Consider the following 20,026-nt stretch of genomic DNA (forward strand, 5'->3'; position numbering starts at 1 on the left):
CCCCCACGACGAACGGGAACGGCCGATCCCGACAACGGGCCGGTGCGGTCAAGGTCGGCCGGCGCCGTCGCGCCATGGTATTCGTCGGTCGTCCTACTGTGAGGGGATGCTCACGGTTGGGGTGGACCTCGCCGCCGAGCCGGTCAACACAGCGGTGGCGTGGCTGGACTGGGCGTCCGGCCGCTGCTCGGTTCGCCGGCTGGTGATCGGCGCGGACGACGCGCTCATCGTCGATGCGCTTTCGACCGCCGGCAAGGCCGGCATCGACTGCCCGCTCGGCTGGCCGGTCCCCTTCGTCGAGTTCGTCATGGCGCATCAGGCCGGGCACGTGAACGTGCCCGCGGACACCACGGGACGCGCATGGCGCCGGAATCTGGCTCTGCGGCTCACTGATCAGCAGGTCTACGAGCGGACCGGCCTGACCCCGCTGAGCGTCTCGGCCGACCGGATCGGTCACGCCACCATGCGCTGCGCGGCCATCCTGGCCCGGCTCGCACGTGAGGGCCGTCCGGTGGACCGCTGCGGCCGCGGCGCCGTCGTCGAGGTCTATCCCGCGGCGTCCCTCAAACTGTGGGGGCTACCCCACCGGGGTTACAAGCGCCCACAGCACCTCGCGGACCTCGGCCGCCTGGTCGACGAACTCCAGGCGGCCGCACCCTGGCTCGACCTGGGGCCACACGAAGCGGCCTGCCGGCGCCACCACGACGCCCTCGACGCGGTCATCGCCGCCCTCACCGCTCGCGCAGCGTCCCAGGGCCTGGTCGCCACCCCCGCCAAAGACCAGATGGACACTGCCACGGCCGAGGGCTGGATCGCGCTGCCCACCACACCGCTTGAGGATCTTCGTCCCTGACACACCTTCGGCGGCATGTGCGGATGTCTGGATCCCGCTCGGTATTCGCACTGGTCACGCTGTGCCACGCCGGCAGTTCACATCACCTGACCGCGGCGGCGAATCATCGCGGCAAGCCGGGCCGCGCGGGCCGCCACACCCTGCGTCAACTCGCCCGGAAGGTTGCCACCCTGCTTCAGGAGTGCCACGCTTCGCCGGTGGCTCCGCTGAAGTTGATCGAAACCACGCCCGGGAAGTTCTCACTGTTGCTGAACGCAGGGACGACGCAAGTAGATGCGCTCGTCGCGCAGCTCGGTCACGAGCCGAACGGGTACTTCTGGGAAGGCGTCGCGCAATTCCTCGTCAGCACGGAGGCCCCGACCCTCGAAGGGCGATTCTCGTATGATCCGGAAGGCGGCATGTTCTGCGCGTACGGTGAGGATCGAACCGCACTCCAAGAGCTGGCTGCCCTGATGAGTGCCGTCGCCGCAGACGATGATCATATGCGGAAGCTCATCGCCTCGGCCGAGGCCAGCGGCTTCGAGTTCGACGACTGATCATGCGCGCGAACCATTTGGCTCACGGTTCGCCCTGACAGCCAGGCCCGCGCTACCAAGACGGCGCTACCGGTAAGCAGCATCAGTGAGCCTTCTCTGCACCGAGCAAGTCGGCACCCCGACAATGGGAGTTCTCAGCCCGGCCCACGCTGTCGCGCCCCTTGAACTTCGAGCTGGCCCACATACATATAGGAGCTGATTGTCCCGTCTCGTTGAACTTGAGGCGTGATCGCGGCTGGCGGCGTCTTCGCTGATCCCGCGAAGCTAGCGACCCGCGGAGCTTGGTCGGCCCCTGACGGCCCCTCAGCGACGGCCGAGGATCTCGGCGATCCGGGTGAACCCCTCGGCGCCGTGGCCCTGTCCGATGGCGCGGCGTGCCATGCCCTCGGCTGCACGCATCACGCCCGCGTCGATGCCATGAGTCTCGGAGGTGTGGACGATATGGGCCATGGACGATACCGCCGAGGTCATCGGGTTGCCCTCGCCGGAGAACCTGCCGCTGTCCACTTCCTCCGCGGACTGCTCGAAGATCGGTGGGAGGATCGCGCCGATGCCCTTGGCGAACGGAGCCAGCTCCCGCGCGGTGACACCCTCCGCCCTCGCCACGGCCAGTGCGTGCACATAGCCCGCCATCGCAGTCCAGAAGATGTCGAGCAGTGCGATGTCGTACGCCGCTGCCCGGCCAATCTCCTCGCCGAGGTGGGTGTGGGTGCCGCCCAGCGCATCCAGCACTGGGCGGTGCTCCCGGTAGAGCTCCTGCGAGCCGCTGTGGATGAACACCGCGGCCGGCGTTCCGATGGTCGTGGTCGGTGTCATGATCGCACCGTCCAGGTACCGGATGCCGTGCTCGGCCGCCCAGGCCGCGGTGTCCCGGGCTCGGCCCGGGGTGTCGGCAGTCAGGTTCACCACCGTGCGCCCCTTGAGCACATCGGCGACCTCGCCGCGCCGCAGAATGGCGTCCGCCGCGTCGTAGTTCACCACGCAGACTACGGTCAACCCGCTTGCGGCGACCGCCGCCTCGGCCGATCGGGCGCCGACTGCGCCCCGCTCGACCAGCTCCCGATCCCTGCCCGGCGTCCGGTTCCAGACCGTGGTCCGCAGGCCGGCATCCAGGAACGCGCCCGCCAGGGACCGGCCCATCGGCCCCAGGCCAAGCACGGTGACGGCAGACTGTTCGGTGTGCGAGGACATGATTTAGCTCCCGTAAAAAATATCGGTAACAACAACGAATAGGACGAAGATGACGCGCAGTCGTGCCCAGGACCCGAATGTCTGCGGAGTAACCGCCGCGATCGCCGTGATCGACGGCAAGTGGAAGACTGTTCTGCTCTGGCTACTGGAATACGGCCCGCACCGCCCCGGGGAGCTGCTTCGGAGGCTGCCGGGTCTCAGCGAGAAGGTACTGACTCAGACGCTCCGCGAGATGGAGGCCGACGGACTGGTGCACCGGGAGGTGCACGATGTGCTGCCGCTGAAGACCGTGTACTCCCTGACCGCGTTCGGCCGCGAACTCTGCGAGGTGTTGGCCCCCCTTTCCGACTGGGGCCACCGCCGCCTGGAGAAACTCATCAAGGCCCAACCGGTGTCCTGATACATCACTGCCCCGTCCCGCCCGGATCTGGCGGCCCTCCGACCACCCGTCACTAGATTCGCCCCGCCCCCACTCGCCGACAAGTACCCACAAAAAAGTGGGTATCGCAGGCGGCGCGGGATGCCGGTGAGAACCTGGTACTGGCCGGGCCGTCCGGGACAGAAGCGCCCGCGCAACCACTCCAGCAGAGTGTCGGTCAAGTTGCCCGGCAACGGTGGCCCCTGGTCGGCGTGGCGGGGTCGCGCGAGAGTCCTCGCCCCCTGACATGCTCCCCGCGACATTGGGATCGAGAAAGTCCGGTGATGGTGATGTCCGACCAGCAGGGTCGCGGGGGCCGTCGAGCGTGCCCGTCTGCTCAGCGGTCAGGAGGGACTGCGCAACGTCACGTACCAACAGGCTGACGCCCAGGTCCACCGCTTCCCGCCGCAGCACTTCGACCTCTGCATCAGCCGGTTCGGCACGATGTTCTTCGCTGACCCGATCACCGCGTTCGCCAACATCGGGAACGCGTTGCGCCCCCGAGCGCGCCTGGTGCTGATGGTCTGGCAGGACCACGACCGCAATGAGTGGTCCTCTGCGATCCACCAGTCCCTCGCCGCAGGCGCGGTCGACCCCGTTTCTCCCGCGAGCGGCCAGGACCCGTTCTCACTCGCCGATCCGGCCGTCGCGGAAGGCGTCCTGACAGCGTCCGGCTTCGCCGAGGTCGGCTTTACCGACGTGCACGAGCTCGTCTGCTACGGCCCGGACAGCGCCACCGCCTACGACTTCGTCCTCGGCCTGCGGATGGCCAAGGGCCTCCTCGCCGACCTGGATACCGCGACGGCCGAGCACGCGCTCCAACGGCTACGGGCCATCCTCGCCGAGCACGACACCGGCAGTGGCGTGTTCTTCGACTCGCGTACCTGGATCATCACCGCCCGCCGCCGCTGACCCGGGAGCCGGCCGTACCTCCGTGCCTCAGTTGGTCCGACACCCCCACGGCGCTGAAGCCGGCTCAGCTGTACATCAGCGAGCCAGGCGTCGTGAGCGACTCGCCGGTCTCGAGCCACGTCTTCAGGCCGGAGAGGATCATCGGCCAGCCACCGTAGAGCTGGTCGTTCGCGCCCTCGCGCAGCTCGTCATGGGTGACGGTGAGGCGGCAGGAGTCACCGACGGGCTCGATCTCCCAGGTGACCCTGGAGGTGCCCTCGCTTTTCACGTCATCACCCCAGAGGGCGAGCATGCTGTGGACCAGCCGGCGACGGGGATCGACCTCGAGGATCTCCCCCTCGCCGAGGAGTCCGTCGGCGTTCGGGTGGCTCATCTCCAAGCGCGAGCCGGGCGTCCAGTCCGAGCTGACCCGGGAACCGAAGTGGTACTTGCTCCTGATCTCGCCGTCGGTGATCGCCTCCCAGAGACGCTCCGGGGTCGTGCGGATGTAGATCTCGAACACCTTCTCCATGGGACGCTCCAGACTGCTTTTGAGCCCGCTGAGCGCATCCGCCCAGGGCTCGGCGTACTTGCTCACCCACCGGTCGTGGAGGAGCCGGATCGGAATGGGGTTGAGGAAGTGGATCTTTTCGCGGCCCCGGCGTTTGGTGACCACCAGGCCCGCCTCCTCAAGCTGCTTCAGGTGCTTCATCACGCCGAAGCGCGTCATCGGCAGGCGCTTCTCGAGCGCGCTCAGCGTCTGGCCGTCTTCGCGGAAGAGCTCGTCGAGCAGGCTCCGCCGGGTCGGATCGGCGAGCGCCTTGAACACCTCGTCCATGCTCAGACAATAGGTGACCTTTTGGTCACATGTCAATGCCGGAGGCATGAGGCGATCGGATGACCGAGCTCGGCCGGATCATCGTGCGCAGTCGACCACAGGAGGCGGAGGCCGAGCTGGACCGGCACACTGGCCTCCGGCCCGACCGCCGCTTCCCGGCACCCGACCCGAGATCAGGAGGAGCAGTATGGTCAGCGAGAACGCCGCCAAGCTCGCCGTGCTCATCGACGCGGACAACGCACAGCCCGCGATCACCGAGGGGTTGTTGGCCGAGGTCGCCAAGTACGGCACCGCCCACGTCAAACGCGCCTACGGCGACTGGACCGGCACGAGCCTCAGAGGCTGGAAAGACCAGTTGCTCGCCCAGTCGATCCAGCCGATCCAGCAGTTCGCCTACACCAGCGGGAAGAACGCCACCGACGCGGCGATGGTCATCGACGCCATGGACCTGCTGTACTCGGCACGCTTCGACGGCTTCTGCATCGTCTCCAGCGACAGCGACTTCACCCGCCTGGCCGCGCGCATCCGTGAATCCGGCCTCACCGTGTACGGGTTCGGCGAGCACAAGACGCCCAAGCCCTTCGTCGCGGCGTGCGACAAGTTCATCTACATCGAGAACCTCACCTACGCGCAGAGCGCCGCCACACCCACCGGCACAGTGCCGAAGCCGCCCCCGCCCGCCTCGGCCGCCAAGCTCAAGGGAGACACCTCACTGGTGAACCAGCTCCGTAACGCCGTGGAAGCGGCCTCCGACGAAGACGGTTGGGCCACCCTCGCAAGCGTCGGCCACATCATCACGAAGCAACGCCCGGACTTCGACTCCCGCAACTACGGCTACGCCAAGCTCAGCGATCTGATGACCGCGACGACACTGTTCGAGCTGGACCGCCGCAGCCCTGGCGACGGAAAACCGGGGGTCATCTACACCCGCGACAAGCGCCAGGACCGGAAGCCCAAGCCCGCCCCGGCGGATGGATGATCATCGGCGCCGGGCCGGGGGCCCTCCGCGTCAGGGCCAGGGCCGCTCGCTCGCGATCGAATTCCGGCCGGCGCCGAAATGGCTCAGCGCCGTCCGGGCCATGGTGTGCAGCAGCTCCCCCATGGCGTCGCGGGTCAGCCCTCCCGCGCTGTGCGGAGTCGAGTTGAGCAACCCGAACGCGGCGTGCATGGCGGCACGCGCCCGGTCCTCGGTCAGCCCGGGGTGCATGTCGCGCAGCACGGCCACCCACTGCTCCACATAGGAACGCTGCAGGCGGCGGATCTCGCGCCGTTCCGGCTGCGGCACGTTGTCGAGTTCCCGCTCGTGCACGGTGATCAGCGCGGGGTTGTCGAGCGCGAAGTCGATGTGCCAGCGGAGCAGCGCGTCGAGCGCCTCCTCGGGCCCCGCCGCCACGGCGACCCGCGCGGAGCCCTCGGACAGCAGCCGGTCGCTGATGTCGAGGAGCATCTCGGCGAGCACCGCGTCCTTGCCCCGGAAGTGCCGGTAGAGCGCGGGCCCGGTCAGCCCGATGGCGCCACCGAGATCGCCGATCGAGACGCCGTGATAGCCGCGGCGGGCGAACAGCTCGGCGGCCGCGGCCAGGATCTCGGCCCTGCGTGCGGCACCGTGCGTGACCTCGGTCATGATGGAAAGTGTAGACCAGGCCGTGTTAATGTTCATAAACATCGGCGTTGTTAACAAGCATTAACACGGCGAGCGGGTGCGCAGAGCGCCCGTGAGCCGGCGAACCGAGCGAGGCAGGCGGCACGGGGTGAGCCCATGAGCACAGATCCGTCCAGTGACGTCTACAAGGCGAACACCGAGCGCAACGTCGCCCTCGTGGCGGAGTTGCGCGACCGGCTCGCGCAGGCGAGCCTCGGCGGGCCCGAGCGCGCCCGCGAACGACACGTCGCGCGCGGAAAGCTGCTGCCCCGCGACCGCGTGGACGGCCTGCTCGATCCCGGCTCACCGTTCCTGGAACTGTCGCCGCTGGCCGCGTCGGGCATGTACGACGATGAGGCCCCGGGTGCGGGGATCATCACCGGCGTCGGCCGGGTCTCCGGCCGCGAGTGCGTGATCGTGGCCAACGACGCCACCGTCAAGGGCGGCACCTACTACCCGGTGACGGTCAAGAAGCACCTGCGCGCCCAGGAGGTCGCGCTCCACAACCACCTGCCGTGCCTGTACCTGGTCGACTCCGGCGGCGCGTTCCTCCCCCGGCAGGACGAGGTCTTCCCCGACCGCGAGCACTTCGGCCGGATCTTCTACAACCAGGCGACCATGTCGGCGCGGGGCATCCCGCAGATCGCCGCGGTGCTCGGCTCCTGCACGGCGGGCGGAGCGTACGTCCCGGCGATGAGCGACGAGGCCGTCATCGTGCGGAACCAGGGCACGATCTTCCTGGGCGGCCCCCCACTGGTGAAGGCCGCGACCGGCGAGGTGGTCAGCGCCGAGGATCTCGGCGGCGGCGAGCTGCACTCCCGTACGTCCGGGGTGACCGACCACCTCGCCGACGACGACGCGCACGCGCTGCGGATCGTGCGGAACATCGTCGGTACGCTCGGCCCGCGCGCGCCGCGCCCGTGGGAGGTCGCCGAGCCGGAGGAGCCGGTCGCCGACCCCGCGGAGCTGTACGGCGTCGTACCGCCCGACCCGCGCACCCCGTACGACGTCCGCGAGGTCATCACCCGGATCGTCGACGGTAGCCGGTTCCAGGAGTTCAAGCGGGAGTACGGCCCGACACTCGTGACCGGCTTCGCCCGGATCCACGGCCACCCGGTGGGGATCATCGCCAACAACGGCATCCTGTTCGCCGAGTCGGCGATGAAGGGCGCGCACTTCATCGAGCTGTGCGACCGCCGGTCGATCCCCCTGGTGTTCCTGCAGAACATCACCGGGTTCATGGTCGGCCGCGAGTACGAGGCGGGCGGCATCGCCAAGCACGGGGCCAAGATGGTCACCGCCGTCGCCTGCGCCCGGGTGCCGAAGTTCACCGTCGTCATCGGCGGCTCGTTCGGCGCCGGCAACTACGCGATGTGCGGCCGGGCCTACTCTCCCCGCTTCCTGTGGATGTGGCCGGCCGCCCGCGTCTCGGTGATGGGCGGCGAGCAGGCGGCCTCGGTACTGGCGACCGTGCGCCGCGACCAGCTCGAGGGACGCGGCGAGGACTGGCCGGCCGACGCCGAGGAGGACTTCAAGCGGCCGATCCGCGAGCAGTACGAACGGCAGGGCAACCCGTACTACTCGACGGCGCGGCTGTGGGACGACGGCGTGATCGACCCGCTGGACACCCGGCGGGTGCTCGGGCTGGCGCTCTCGGCGGCGGCCAACGCGCCCCTCGACCCTGTCGGCTACGGCGTCTTCCGGATGTGAGGACCTGATGTTCGAGACCGTCCTGGTCGCCAACCGCGGTGAGATCGCGGTGCGGATCATCCGCACGCTGCGCACCCTCGGCATCACCTCGGTGGCGGTGCACACCGACGCCGACGCCGGCGCGCGCCACGTGCGCGACGCCGATGTCGCCGTGCGGATCGAGAGCTACCTGAGCATCGACGCCGTGCTCGCGGCCGCCCGTGAGACCGGCGCCGAGGCGGTGCACCCCGGTTACGGGTTCCTCGCCGAGAACGCCGCCTTCGCGCGGGCCTGCGCGGACGCCGGCGTGGTGTTCGTCGGCCCGCCCGCCGAGGCGATCGAGGCGATGGGCGACAAGATCCGCGCCAAGCGGACCGTCGCCGCCGCCGGTGTCCCCGTGGTGCCGGGCAGCGAGGAGCCCGGTTTGTCGGACGAGGAGCTGATCGCGGCCGCGACGAGCATCGGGATGCCTGTGCTGCTCAAGCCATCGGCGGGCGGTGGCGGCAAGGGCATGCGGCTGGTCCGCGATCCGGCCGGGCTGGCCGAGGCGATCGCCTCGGCCCGGCGGGAGGCACTCGGCTCGTTCGGCGACGACACGCTGCTCGTCGAGCGGTTCGTCGAGAACCCCCGACACATCGAGATCCAGATCTTCGCCGACGCCCACGGCGGCGCTGTGCATCTCGGCGAACGCGAGTGCAGCCTGCAGCGCCGCCACCAGAAGATCATCGAGGAGGCGCCGTCGCCGCTGCTCGACGCGACGCTGCGGGCGTCGATGGGCGCCGCCGCGGTCGCGGCCGCGAAGGCCGTCGGCTACGTCGGCGCCGGAACCGTAGAGTTCGTCGTAGCGGGTGACCGGCCCGAGGATCGCAATTTCATGGAAATGAACACGAGGCTGCAGGTGGAGCACCCGGTCACCGAGTTGGTGACCGGGTACGACCTGGTCGAGCTGCAGCTGCGCGTGGCCGCGGGCGAACCCCTGCCGTTCACCCAGGACGACATCGCCCTGGAGGGGCATGCGGTCGAGGCCCGGATCTACGCCGAGGATCCCTCCCGCGGCTTCCTGCCGACCGGCGGACGGGTGCTGTCGCTGTCCGAGCCGGCCGGCGCGGGTGTCCGCGTCGACTCCGGCATCGCGGCGGGCGACGTGGTCGGCAGTTCCTACGACCCCATGCTCGCGAAGGTCATCGCCCGGGGCGCGGACCGGCAGGCGGCGCTGCGCGGCCTGGACCGGGCGCTCGCCTCGTACACCCTGCTCGGCGTGCCGACCAACGTCGGCTTCCTGCGGGCGCTCCTCTCCCACCCGGACGTGGCGGCCGGGCGGCTCGACACCGGACTGGTCGAGCGCGCGCTGCCCGATCTGACCGGCGACCTGGACGGTCCCGGCGACGAGGTGCTCGCCGCCGCCGCGCTGGAGCGGATGCTCGCGCTCGAACCGGACCGGCCTGGGAACCCCTGGGAGATCCCCGACGGCTGGCGGGCCGGGGGGCCCGCCTGGACCCGGTGGCTGATCACCGCCGGCGGCCGCGACCCGGTCGAGGTGCGGGTCCGCGGCCGGGCGGCCGACGCCGAGGTACGGGTCGGAGCGGCCGGACCGGTCCGCGCCCGCGCGCGGTGGGACGACCGGGGCCGGCTGGTGGCCACCTACGCGGGCCGTACGACGGCGTACGCGTTCGCACGCGACGGCGATGTCCGCTGGCTCGGCCGTGACGGGCGTGCCTGGGCGCTCACCGAGCACACGGCGGCCGAGGCGATCGGCACGGCCGGACCGGCCGCGAGCGGCCTGGTCCGCAGCCCGATGCCCGGCACGGTGCTGGCGGTCAAGGCCGCCGAGGGCGACACGGTCACCGAAGGGCAGCCCCTCGTGATCGTCGAGGCCATGAAGATGGAGCACACCGTGGTGGCCCCCGTCGACGGCCTGGTCGCCCGGCTGCCCGCCCGTCCCGGCGCGCAGGTCGCGCTCGACGAGACCCTCGCCGAGATCGTTTCCGCGCCTGAGGCCCCTGAGGCCCCTGCGGCGCCGGACGCGCCTGACGCAGCCGACGCGGCCGGCGCCGTCCCCGGTGCACCGGAAGTCTGAGCGGCGAGATGCGGATGGAGGCGACGATCCCATGAAGGCTCCGATGAGGGTTCCGCTCGACGGCTTGCCCTCGCAGGTGACGATCTACGAGGTCGGGCCGAGGGACGGGCTGCAGAACGAGTCCACGATCGTGCCGGTCGAGGTCAAGGCCGAGTTCATCACCCGGCTCGCCGCCACCGGCCTCACGACCATCGAGGCGACGAGCTTCGTCCACCCGGAGTGGGTGCCGCAGCTCGCCGATGCCGAGCGGCTGCTCGAGGTCCTGCCGCGTGCGGAGGGCGTGCGCTACCCGGTGCTGGTGCCCAATGAGCGCGGTCTCGACCGCGCCCTGGCGTACGGCGTCACCGAGATCGCGGTGTTCGGCAGCGCCACCGAGACCTTCGCCCGGCGCAACCTGAACCGCACAGTGGAGGAGTCGCTCGCGATGTTCGCCCCGGTCGTCGACCGGGCCCGTACCGAGGGTCTCGCCGTCCGCGGCTACCTCTCGATGTGCTTCGGCGACCCCTGGGAGGGTGAGGTCCCGATCGGCCAGGTCGTCTCGGTCGCCACGAGCCTGCTCGATCTGGGTTGCACCGAGCTCAGCCTCGGCGACACCATCGGCGTCGGCACCCCCGGACAGGTCACCGCGCTGATCGAGGCGCTCGTGGCCGCGGGGGTGAGCACCGAGCGGATCGCGGTCCACTTCCACGAAACCTACGGCCAGGCGCTCGCCAACACCCTCGCGGCGCTGCAGTGCGGCGTGCGGACGGTCGACGCCTCGGCCGGGGGGCTCGGCGGCTGCCCGTACGCCGAGAGCGCCACCGGAAACCTGGCCACCGAGGACCTGGTGTGGATGCTGAACGGCCTCGGCGTCGACACCGGCGTCGATCTGACCGGGCTCGTCGAGACCAGCCGATGGATGGCGGCCCGTCTCGGCCGGCCCAGCCCCTCACGCGTCGTACAGGCCCTGACCCCGGCCGAACCAGAAGGAGCACGACATGATTGATTTCCGGCTCGGCGAGGAGCATGAGGCACTGCGGCAAACGGTGGCGCGGTTCGCCCGCGACGTCGTGGCACCCGTGATCGGGGACTTCTACGAGCGCGGCGAGTTCCCGTACGACATCGTCGCCGGGATGGGCGAGATGGGGCTGTTCGGGCTGCCGTTCCCCGAGGAGTACGGCGGGATGGGCGGCGACTACTTCGCGCTGTGCCTGGCGCTGGAGGAGCTCGCCCGGGTGGACTCCTCGGTGGCCATCACGCTCGAGGCCGGCGTGTCCCTGGGCGCCATGCCGATCTTCCGCTTCGGCAGCGAGGAGCAGAAGCGGGAGTGGCTGCCCCGCCTGTGCTCCGGGGAACGGCTGGCCGGGTTCGGGCTGACCGAGCCGGGCGGCGGGTCCGACGTGGCCGGCGGCATGCGCACCACCGCGCGGCTGGAGGACGGGCACTGGGTGATCAACGGTTCCAAGTCGTTCATCACCAACTCGGGCACCGACATCACATCGTTCGTGACGGTCACCGCGTTGACCGGCGACCGTGAGATCTCGGCGATCCTGGTGCCGTCCGGCACCCCGGGGTTCACCGTCGGCCAGAAGTACTCCAAGGTGGGCTGGTCGGCCTCCGACACCCGCGAGCTCGCGTTCGAGAACGTGCGGGTCCCCGAGGAGAACCTGGTGGGCCCGCGCGGCCGCGGCTACGCGCAGTTCCTGCGCACCCTGGACGAGGGCCGCGTCGCGATCGCCGCGCTGTCGGTCGGGCTGGCGCAGGGCTGCGTCGACGAGTCCCTGCGGTACGTACGGGAACGTGCCGCGTTCGGCCGGGCGATCGGCGAGTACCAGGCGATCCAGTTCAAGATCGCGGACATGGAGACGAGGGCGCACACGGCGCGCATCGCCTATTACGCCGCAGCGGCGAAGATGCTGAGCGGCGAGCCGTTCAAGAAGGAGGCCGCGATCGCCAAGCTGGTCGCCTCGAACGCGGCGATGGACAACTCACGGGACGCCACCCAGATCTTCGGCGGCTACGGCTTCATGAACGAGTACCCGGTCGGCCGGTTCTACCGCGACGCCAAGATCCTGGAGATCGGCGAAGGCACCTCGGAGGTACAACGGATGATCATCGCGCGGGCGCTCGATCTGCCCGCGTGACGCCGGGGCACGGGCGTCACGTCTCCTTGATGATCCCGTGCAGCATCTTCATCGTGTCGGCGCTGGACGCCGCGTCGACGCACAACCGGTCCATCACCGCCATGTAACCGTCGACGTCGTCGCGATCGTCGAGGTAGAGGGCGCTGGAGAGCTGTTCGAGATAGACCACATCGGGCAGGTCCGGCTCGGAGAACCGCAGGATCGTGAACGGACCGCCCGCCGCGGCGTGGCCGCCCCGGTCGAACGGCACAACCTGGAAGGTGACGTTGGGCAGCGAGGACATGTCGGCGAGGTGCCCGAGCTGCGCTCGCATGACCCCCGAGCCGCCCAGCGGCCGCCGCAGCACCGCCTCGTCGATGATGGCCCAGATCCGCAGCCCGTCCTCGGCCCTGAGCCGTTCCTGCCGGGCCATCCGCAGCTCGACACGGCGGGCGATCTCGGTGGAGGAGACATTGGGATGGCCGAGAAGCGCCACCTCCCGGGCGTAGTCCTCCGTCTGCAGGAGGCCGGGAACGAACTGCACCTCATAGGTCCGGACGAGCGACGCGGCCTCCTCGAGGCCCACGTAGAGCTCGAACCAGCTCGGCATGATGTCGCTGTACTTGTGCCACCAGCCCGGCTTGTTGGCCTGGCGGCCGAGTGAGGTGAACAGCGCCCGCTCGTCCTCGTCGATCACCCCGTACAGGGTGAGGAGGTCGCTGACGTCACGCTCCTTGAACGCGACCCGGCCCAGCTCGAGCCGACTGATCTTCGAGTCGGACGCACGGATGGCCTCGCCCGCCTCGGAACGGGTGATGTGCTTGGACTCGCGCAGGCGCCGCAACTGACCGCCCAGCAGGATCCTCAGCACCGTCGGCCCGCTCCGCTGGTAGGCGGTCACGGCAGAGGCACGCCCCACTTCGGCTTCGATCACGTCTCACTCCGGCGTCGCTGGCAGGCCCCCGTACGATCGCGGTCAGTGTCCCACCGTCGGCGCCACAGTTCAATGTTCATCTATTTATCCTTCACCGACAGCACCGGTCACCGGCTTCACCATGGCACCGATGGGTGCCCGAGACCGCTCTAAAGCTCGCTCAGGATGCGTTTGAGGATGCCGGTCGTTGCGGCGACCGGCTCGGCCTCGATGCACAGCCGCTCCATCACCGCGAGATACCGGTCCAGCTCCTCGCGCTTGTCCAGATAGAGCGCGCTGGTGAGCTGCTCGAGATAGACCACGTCGGGCAGGTCGGGCTCGCCGAAGCGCAGGATGCTGAACGCCCCTCCGGCGGCGGCGTGGCCACCGTGGTCGAACGGCAGCACCTGCAGTGTGACGTTCGGCAGTGCCGTGACGTCGACGAGGTGCCGGAGCTGCCCGCGCATCGCCTCGGCGCCGCCGAGCGGCCGCCGCAGCGCCGCCTCGTCGACGACCGCCCACAGGTGCGGTGGAGCCGGCGCCGTGAGGACCTTACGGCGCCGCATCCTCAGCGCGACCCGCTGCTCGATCTCGGTCTGGGACGCGTCCGGATGTCCCAGCACCGTCACGGCACGGGCGTAGTCCTCGGTCTGGAGGAGCCCGGGCACGAACTGGACCTCATAGGTCCGGATCCGCGCCGCGGCCTCCTCCAATCCCACGTACACCTCGAACCAGCCGGGCAGCACCTCGGAGTAGCGGTGCCACCAGCCGGGCGTGTTGGCCTCGGCCGCGAGCGCGAGCAGCGGACCGCGCTCGTCGTTGTCGAGCACGCCGTAGAGCGTGAGCAGGTCGGACACGTCCCGTTCCTTGAAGCCCACCCGGCCGAGTTCCAGCCGGCTGATCTTCGAGTCGGACGACCGGATGGCGTATCCGGCCCCTTCCCTGGTGATGCCGCTGGCCTCCCGCAACTGCCGCAGTTGTGCGCCGAGGAGGATGCGCAGCACCGTCGGGCCGCCCCGCGGTGCCGCGAACATGTTGCGGACGGACGGCTCACTCTCGGGCTGGGCTGTCATGGGCACTCCTGGGATGCCGGAATCGGCAAGTATCCCACCGGTACCGCCCACTGCCTAGTTACCCGGCGGTCCGGTCACCCGGCGGTCCGTCTCCCGGCCCGGTTCGCCGGCGGCCGGATCACCGTTCAGCCCAGCCTCCGATCAGATCGTCGAAGTCACCCTCCTTGGCTCCGTTGATGAAGGCCTCTATCTCCGCGCGCGTGTAGACGAGCGCCGGCCCTTCCGGATGACGGGAATTGCGCATGGCGATCTCCCCGGTCGGGAGCTCGGCCATCTCCACGCAGTTCCCGCTCGGGTTGCTCCTCGCGCTCTTCAGCCAGGTGCTGCCGCGCAGGAGCGAAGCGGACATGCCGTTGTCGAACTGCATCCGGTCCATCTGGTCCATCCGTCCCCCTACTACACGCCCCACCCCCTACTGAATGTACGGGAGGCCGTGCGCGTGCACGTGCATCTGACCTTGCAGGAGCTCTTGCACCTGCACGAGATAAGGAGCAAGATAGCGGCTACCCGATCACCGCCCACATCCCACCTGCAGGGTTCGCCATGATGGTTCTCCGCGCCCACCGCATCGCCGACTCCGCCATCGATGACAACTGGATTTCCGTATTCGGCCAGGCCTGGCCGACCACGGGTCGATGGCCCTCTCCACTCGAAGACATCCCGGAATCGGCGCGCTGCGTTCTCCGGTCCGACCTGGAGTCACCGCGGATAGCGCGCGACTTCGCCCGGACCACGCTGGCCGACTGGGAACTCTGCCCGCTCGCCGAAGACGTCACGGTGGCGGTGTCCGAGCTCGTGACCAACGCCCTTCGCCACGGGCTGCGCGGCGCGCTCCATTCCGCCCAGGCCTGGCCGATCCAGCTCGTGCTGCTACGGCACGACCGCCGGCTGCTGGCCGTCGTCACCGACCCGGGCGACGACGTGCCGACCCGGACCGAGCCCGATCACTTCACCGAGAGCGGCCGTGGCCTGCAAATCGTCGAGGCCGTCAGCGGCACGTGGGGCTGGGCCCGCCTCGCCAGCGGCGGCAAGGCCGTGTGGGCCGCCTTCGAGACCCGTTCCTGATCCGGCTTCCCGACCCGCTCGTCAGGGCGTCTGCTCGAGCGCGGTGAGGAAGTCCTGAGCCCAGCGGTCGACATCGTGCTCGATGACCCTCTTGCGCATCGACCGCATCCGGCGCGCCTGCTCAGCGGGTGAGGAACGCAGGGCCGCCAGCATCGACTCCTTCAACCCGTCGATGTCGTACGGATTGACCTGGAAGGCGCGCTTGAGCTCGTCGGCCGCGCCCGCGAACTGGCTGAGGACCAGGGCCCCGCGCAGGTCCTCGCGACAGGCGACGTACTCCTTTGCGACGAGGTTCATCCCGTCCCGCAGCGGCGTCACCACCATGACGTCGGCGGCCAGGTAGAGCGCCGCCAGCTCCTCCCTGCTGTACGAGCTGTGCAGATAGTGGATCACCGGGGCGCCGAGCTCGGCGTGCTCGCCGTTGATTCGGCCGACCTGCTGTTCGATCTGGTCGCGCAGCAACTGGTACTGCTCGATGCGCTCCCGGCTCGGCGTGGCGATCTGGACGAACACCGCCTCACCCGGCTTGAGCTCCCCCTCGGCGAGCAGCTCGCCGAACGCCTGCAGTCGCTGGGAGATGCCCTTGGTGTAGTCGAGCCGGTCCACCCCGAGAAGAATCTTGGTGTCACCGAGGTCGGCCTTCACCTCGTCGGACCGCCAGCGGACCTCGCGGCGCTGGGTGAGCTCGGTCAGCTCACCGACGTCCACGGAGATGGGGAATGCCTGGGCGCGGACCACACGGTCCCCCACGTCGACGTACGGGCCGTGCGTACGCGCGTCGAGGTGGCGCCGGGCGAGCCGCAGAAAGTTCGACGCCGCCCCCGGCAGCTGAAAGCCGACGAGGTCGGCCCCGAGGAGGCCCGCGATGATCTGCCGCCGCCACGGCAGCTGCTCGAACAGCTCCTGTGGCGGGAACGGGATGTGGAGGAAGAAGCCGATGCGCAGGTCGGGCCGCAGCTCGCGCAGCATCGCGGGTACGAGCTGCAGCTGGTAGTCCTGTACCCAGACCACCGCGTTCTGGGCCGCCTCGGCGGCCGCCGCCTCGGCGAAGCGCTTGTTGACCTTGACGTAGGCCTCCCAGAGCGGGCGCTCGTAGACGGGCGGCGCGATCACGTCGTGGTAGAGCGGCCACAGCGTCGCGTTGGAGAACCCCTCGTAGTAGAGCTCGAGCTCCTCCGCCGAGAGGGGGACCGGCACGAGCGACATGCCGTCCTCCTCGAAGGGCTCCAGGTCCTCGTCGGCCGCGCCCGACCAGCCGATCCAGGCGCCGTCCCGGCGGCGCATCAACGGCGCGATCGCGGTCACCAGCCCGCCCGGGCTGCGCCGCCACGACGCCCGCCCGTCGTCTCCGGTCACGCGATCGACCGGAAGACGGTTGGCCACTACGACGAAATCACTACCGTTGGGCACCGAGGGGTCGCCTTTCACTCAAAGGACCGGCTCCTGATGCCGGTCGGCTGAAGGACCATGCCCGAAAACGGACACAGTTCACGTGACAGCCATCACACGCGACGAAACCGGACGGCACCAGCGCCGCATGACTTGAAGGTAAGCGCCGCCGTCGGATAAGGCGAGACACCTCGCGACGACGTAGTCCGAAATTCGTATTCCGGCCATGGAGTAGGGAAAGGAAACCGCCGCGTCCGCGGCGGTGCGGGCCCCGGGCGCGTACCAGAGGCCCCTCAGGGGCATCGGCTGCGCCGTCACTGGCGGTACAAGCCATAACAAGCCGGGCGAACAGCAACGACGTCGCCCGAGACCCTCTGACAGAAGAGCATCGGGTGGCTTATCGTCCTGGCACGACGTGGGCTGCGCCATCACGCGGGGGACCGGCCGGGCGATGAGGAGCGACCATGACCGTAATTGTGATCGTCGCATGCCTGGTGACCGCCGGGGCGGAACTGTTTCTGGCCCGCGGCGCGCGCCGGGTGGCGGATCGGCTGGAGCGGCTGGAGGCTCTGACACTGCGCCAGGACGAGCGGATGGACTCGATGAGCGCGCGGCTCCGGAGCGCCGGGCCGGTGGCGGGCGCACGGGCGGGCACCGGCGCCGGCGGGCTGCACATCGGCGCCGTCGACACCGGGCGCGCTGACACCGGGCGCGCTGACACCGGGCGCACTGACACCGGGCGCGTCGACACCGGCACCGTCGACGCCGGGCTGCTCAGGGTCACGGACGAGACCGCGAGACTCCGTGAGCGGTTGAGCGCCCTCGAAGACGCCCGCCGTGTCGACCGCGACCTCTACGCGCATCTCGACGGGGCCGTCGAATCTCTCGAGCGCGTGGTCGCGAACGTGTTCAGGCTGACGGTCGGCGAACTCGACCAGGCGGCCGCCGGGACGCTGCGCGGGGCCCCGGCGGAACCCCGCGCCCGCCACGGCTCGGCGACCGCCGACACCGTGGATCTCGGTCATCCGCGCCGGCGAGGGCGGCGTCCGGCGGGCGTGGTCGCGCTGGTGCTGGCGACCGCCGCCGGCGCTCCGGTCGGCGCCGCCGTGCTCGGGCAGACCGGAGCCGCGATCCTGTCGCAGCTCCACCGGTTCCTCACCACGTACGGCGGCGTGCTCGCGCTCGTGGCATCGACGTTATCCGTGGCCGCCGGCCTGATCGCCAGCGACCGTGTGCTCTTCTCCATCCGTCAGCGGATCCTCGCCCAGGCCGCCCACCGGGCGGCGTCTCTGATCACTCTCGCGTTCCTCCTGGCGCACGTGGCCGTGATGGTGCTCACCAGGCACGCGTCGGCCCTTCAGGCGATCCTGCCGGTCGGCGCGGCACCGCTCGCCATCGGCACGGTCGCCGCGCACCTGCTCGTGCTGGTGTCCCTCACCGGGCTGGCACGTCGGCGCTTCGCGGACGGCCGGCGGCCGGGACTGTGGCGGGTGGCGCATCGGCTGGCCTACGTGGGATGGGCGCTGGCGATCCTGCACGGCCTGCTGGCGGGCCGCCGGCCGCCGGCGTGGGTGACCTGGTCCTACGCGCTGTCCCTCGCCGGGGCGAGCATGGCCCTGCTGACCAGGGCCGTCGTCATCATGCGGTCGCGCGGTGCGGCAGCCCCCGGCACCCGCCCCCGGCCGCGACCCGACCGGCGGGCAGCCGACCTCCCGGGGACCGACCGGGAGGGACCTGACCGGCGGCGTTCGCTCGAGCTCCCGGTGAAGGCGGAACGATGACCGGCCCGGCGGTGACCCACATCGGCACGCCGAGGCTGACACTCGGGTTCGACCGGTTCGACCGGCTCGATCTGGACCGCCATCGAGCGACGCACGGCCGGCTCCACGAACCGCGGCTCGGCAGGCTGACCGCGATGGCCGAGCGGGTCGATCTGCGGGGCCGGGGGGGCGCAGGGTTCCCGTTCGCCCGGAAGCTCCGGTCGGTCGGGCGGCACCTGGCCGACGGCGCCGAGATCACCGTGGTGGTCAACGGGGCCGAGGGCGAGCCGGGCAGCGTCAAGGACCAGATGCTGCTGACGCGGGCGCCGCACCTGGTGCTCGACGGCGCCGAGATCGCGGCGCGGGCTCTCAACAGCCGCGACGTGATCGTCGCCATCACCGGCGACGGGCCGGCACGGCAGTCGATCCTCGCGGCGGCCGGCGAACGCCGCCTGCCCGTGCGCGTCGTCGAGGTGTCGGGGCGGTTCATCTCCGGCGAGAGCGGCACGGTGGTCCGCGCCGTCAACGGCGACGTGCCGGTGCCCCCCGGCCGCGACGTCCGTACCAGCGACTCGGGCGTGTCCGGCCGCCCCACCCTGTTGTCCAACACCGAGACCTTCGCGCAGCTGGCGCTGCTGGCCTCCCTCGGCACGGACGCGTACGCCCGCGTCGGCACCCGCGACGAGCCTGGCACGCTGCTGCTCACCGTCGCGGGCGGCACCGTCGTGGAGACACCCGTGGGAACGCCTCTCGGCACCGTTCTGGAACGGTCCGGCGTGTCCGCCGGCCAAGGCGTCCTGGTCGGCGGCTACCACGGCGGCTGGCTCGCGCCCGCCGCGACCCGCTCACCCGTCTCCCGTGCCGGGATGGCCGCCGCGGGCGGCACTCTGGGGGCCGGTGTCGTCCTGCCCCTGGCACCGGGCACCTGCCCGCTCGGCGAGGTCATCCGGGTGACCGCCTACCTCGCCGCCGAGTCCGCCGGCCAGTGCGGTCCCTGCCGCTTCGGGCTGCCCGAGACCGTACGCGCCCTCACCGCCCTCGCCGACGGGACGGGCACCCGGAGTGGCGTCCGCGCGGCGGCCGACATCGGCCGTGGCCGTGGCGCGTGTTCCCACCCCGACGGCACCGCCCGATTCGTTCTGTCCGCACTCGACGTCTTCGACCACGACATCAACGCCCATCAGACGCGCGAGGGATGCGGACTCCCCGTGCACGGCCTCATTCCCCTGGCGGGCTCCGGCGGCGACGCCAGGCTCACCGTCGACTGGACCCGCTGTGACGGACATGGCCTGTGCGCTCATCTGGCACCGGAGCTCATCCGCCTGGACCGCGACGGTTACCCCGTACTGCTCGAGACCACGGTCCCGCCGTGGGGGGAACGCGACGCCCGGCGGGCCGTCTCCATGTGCCCCGCGCTCGCTCTGCGCCTCGCCCCCAGAGGCGCCCCGACGATCCGAGGAAGGTGACGGTGAAAAGCCACCAGAACCCGGGCGAACAGCCACGACGCCGTACGGCACCCCATGACAGAGGACGGCCGGGTGCCTTATCGTCCTGGCACGACGCGGGCTGTGCCGTCACCCGGGGGGACG

Annotated in this window: 18 protein-coding genes and 1 pseudogene; 12 read left to right on the forward strand and 7 right to left on the reverse strand. The window is 70.4% G+C overall.

The genetic code is table 11. The annotated features are described in order from the left end of the window. The first annotated feature begins 106 nt into the window (after positions 1-106). Entirely contained in the window at positions 107-853 is a 747-nt protein-coding gene (locus tag HKK74_RS29415; RefSeq protein WP_187246637.1) for a DUF429 domain-containing protein, read from the forward strand. A 23-nt stretch (positions 854-876) separates the two neighbouring features. Beyond that, the gene (locus tag HKK74_RS29420; RefSeq protein ID WP_187246638.1) at positions 877-1,389 is read left to right on the forward strand and encodes an immunity 51 family protein; all 513 of its coding nucleotides are present in this window, start codon (positions 877-879) and stop codon (positions 1,387-1,389) included. Positions 1,390-1,692: 303 nt separating this feature from the next. Here the strand turns inward: HKK74_RS29420 and HKK74_RS29425 are convergent, their stop codons facing one another. Next, a complete protein-coding gene (locus HKK74_RS29425; RefSeq protein WP_187246639.1) occupies positions 1,693-2,580 on the reverse strand; it encodes an NAD(P)-dependent oxidoreductase in 888 nt (295 codons plus the stop codon). Positions 2,581-2,629: 49 nt separating this feature from the next. On the opposite strand from HKK74_RS29425, the gene HKK74_RS29430 reads away from it, so the two are divergent. Next, positions 2,630-2,980: a winged helix-turn-helix transcriptional regulator gene (locus HKK74_RS29430; RefSeq protein ID WP_187246640.1), complete on the forward strand. Its 351-nt coding sequence runs from the start codon at positions 2,630-2,632 to the stop codon at positions 2,978-2,980. Positions 2,981-3,322: 342 nt separating this feature from the next. Beyond that, positions 3,323-3,910 (forward strand): annotated as a pseudogene (locus tag HKK74_RS29435) (class I SAM-dependent methyltransferase); the annotation flags it as partial. Between the two features lie 64 nt (positions 3,911-3,974). On the opposite strand, the gene HKK74_RS29440 reads toward HKK74_RS29435, so the two are convergent. Then, entirely contained in the window at positions 3,975-4,775 is an 801-nt protein-coding gene (locus HKK74_RS29440; RefSeq protein WP_246492112.1) for an ArsR/SmtB family transcription factor, read from the reverse strand. Positions 4,776-4,914: 139 nt separating this feature from the next. Between HKK74_RS29440 and HKK74_RS29445 the strand changes: the two genes are divergently transcribed. After that, positions 4,915-5,706 (forward strand): NYN domain-containing protein, encoded by a 792-nt coding sequence (locus HKK74_RS29445; RefSeq protein WP_187246641.1) that lies wholly within the window; start codon positions 4,915-4,917, stop codon positions 5,704-5,706. A gap of 30 nt (positions 5,707-5,736) precedes the next feature. Here HKK74_RS29445 and HKK74_RS29450 read toward each other — a convergent pair whose 3' ends face one another. After that, positions 5,737-6,351 (reverse strand): SACE_7040 family transcriptional regulator, encoded by a 615-nt coding sequence (locus HKK74_RS29450; RefSeq protein ID WP_187246642.1) that lies wholly within the window; start codon positions 6,349-6,351, stop codon positions 5,737-5,739. 135 nt (positions 6,352-6,486) lie between these two features. On the opposite strand from HKK74_RS29450, the gene HKK74_RS29455 reads away from it, so the two are divergent. The 4 genes from HKK74_RS29455 to HKK74_RS29470 are packed head-to-tail and all read left to right on the forward strand — an operon-like array spanning position 6,487 to position 12,258. Continuing rightward, entirely contained in the window at positions 6,487-8,079 is a 1,593-nt protein-coding gene (locus HKK74_RS29455; protein ID WP_187246643.1) for a carboxyl transferase domain-containing protein, read from the forward strand. 7 nt (positions 8,080-8,086) lie between these two features. Then, complete coding sequence (locus HKK74_RS29460) at positions 8,087-10,135, forward strand: acetyl/propionyl/methylcrotonyl-CoA carboxylase subunit alpha (protein ID WP_187246644.1); 2,049 nt, start codon at positions 8,087-8,089, stop codon at positions 10,133-10,135. A 31-nt stretch (positions 10,136-10,166) separates the two neighbouring features. Next, positions 10,167-11,120, forward strand: coding sequence for a hydroxymethylglutaryl-CoA lyase (locus tag HKK74_RS29465; protein WP_187246645.1), 954 nt, complete (start codon positions 10,167-10,169; stop codon positions 11,118-11,120). Further along, positions 11,113-12,258: an acyl-CoA dehydrogenase family protein gene (locus tag HKK74_RS29470; protein WP_187246646.1), complete on the forward strand. Its 1,146-nt coding sequence runs from the start codon at positions 11,113-11,115 to the stop codon at positions 12,256-12,258. Before HKK74_RS29465 ends, HKK74_RS29470 begins: the two co-directional genes overlap by 8 nt. A 16-nt stretch (positions 12,259-12,274) precedes the next feature. Here HKK74_RS29470 and HKK74_RS29475 read toward each other — a convergent pair whose 3' ends face one another. The 3 genes from HKK74_RS29475 to HKK74_RS29485 form a co-directional block, all read right to left on the reverse strand. Beyond that, complete coding sequence (locus HKK74_RS29475) at positions 12,275-13,171, reverse strand: Sco1979 family transcriptional regulator (RefSeq protein ID WP_187246647.1); 897 nt, start codon at positions 13,169-13,171, stop codon at positions 12,275-12,277. A gap of 149 nt (positions 13,172-13,320) precedes the next feature. Next, entirely contained in the window at positions 13,321-14,223 is a 903-nt protein-coding gene (locus HKK74_RS29480) for a Sco1979 family transcriptional regulator (RefSeq protein WP_187246648.1), read from the reverse strand. A gap of 118 nt (positions 14,224-14,341) precedes the next feature. After that, a complete protein-coding gene (locus tag HKK74_RS29485) occupies positions 14,342-14,599 on the reverse strand; it encodes a DUF397 domain-containing protein (RefSeq protein WP_246492120.1) in 258 nt (85 codons plus the stop codon). Positions 14,600-14,766: 167 nt separating this feature from the next. Between HKK74_RS29485 and HKK74_RS29490 the strand changes: the two genes are divergently transcribed. Then, positions 14,767-15,288: an ATP-binding protein gene (locus HKK74_RS29490; protein WP_187246650.1), complete on the forward strand. Its 522-nt coding sequence runs from the start codon at positions 14,767-14,769 to the stop codon at positions 15,286-15,288. A 21-nt stretch (positions 15,289-15,309) separates the two neighbouring features. Here the strand turns inward: HKK74_RS29490 and HKK74_RS29495 are convergent, their stop codons facing one another. After that, positions 15,310-16,644, reverse strand: a complete 1,335-nt coding sequence (locus HKK74_RS29495) for an alpha,alpha-trehalose-phosphate synthase (UDP-forming) (RefSeq protein ID WP_376771566.1) — start codon at positions 16,642-16,644, stop codon at positions 15,310-15,312. Positions 16,645-17,141: 497 nt separating this feature from the next. Here HKK74_RS29495 and HKK74_RS29500 point away from each other — a divergent pair, with 497 nt between their 5' ends. Both HKK74_RS29500 and HKK74_RS29505 read left to right on the forward strand, forming a co-directional pair. Then, positions 17,142-18,458, forward strand: a complete 1,317-nt coding sequence (locus HKK74_RS29500; RefSeq protein ID WP_187246652.1) for a ferric reductase-like transmembrane domain-containing protein — start codon at positions 17,142-17,144, stop codon at positions 18,456-18,458. After that, positions 18,455-19,903: an NADH-quinone oxidoreductase subunit NuoF family protein gene (locus HKK74_RS29505; protein WP_187246653.1), complete on the forward strand. Its 1,449-nt coding sequence runs from the start codon at positions 18,455-18,457 to the stop codon at positions 19,901-19,903. Before HKK74_RS29500 ends, HKK74_RS29505 begins: the two co-directional genes overlap by 4 nt. Positions 19,904-20,026 lie beyond the last annotated feature (123 nt).

It is taken from the genome of Actinomadura alba (assembly GCF_014323705.1).
Classification (GTDB): domain Bacteria; phylum Actinomycetota; class Actinomycetes; order Streptosporangiales; family Streptosporangiaceae; genus Actinomadura_C; species Actinomadura_C alba.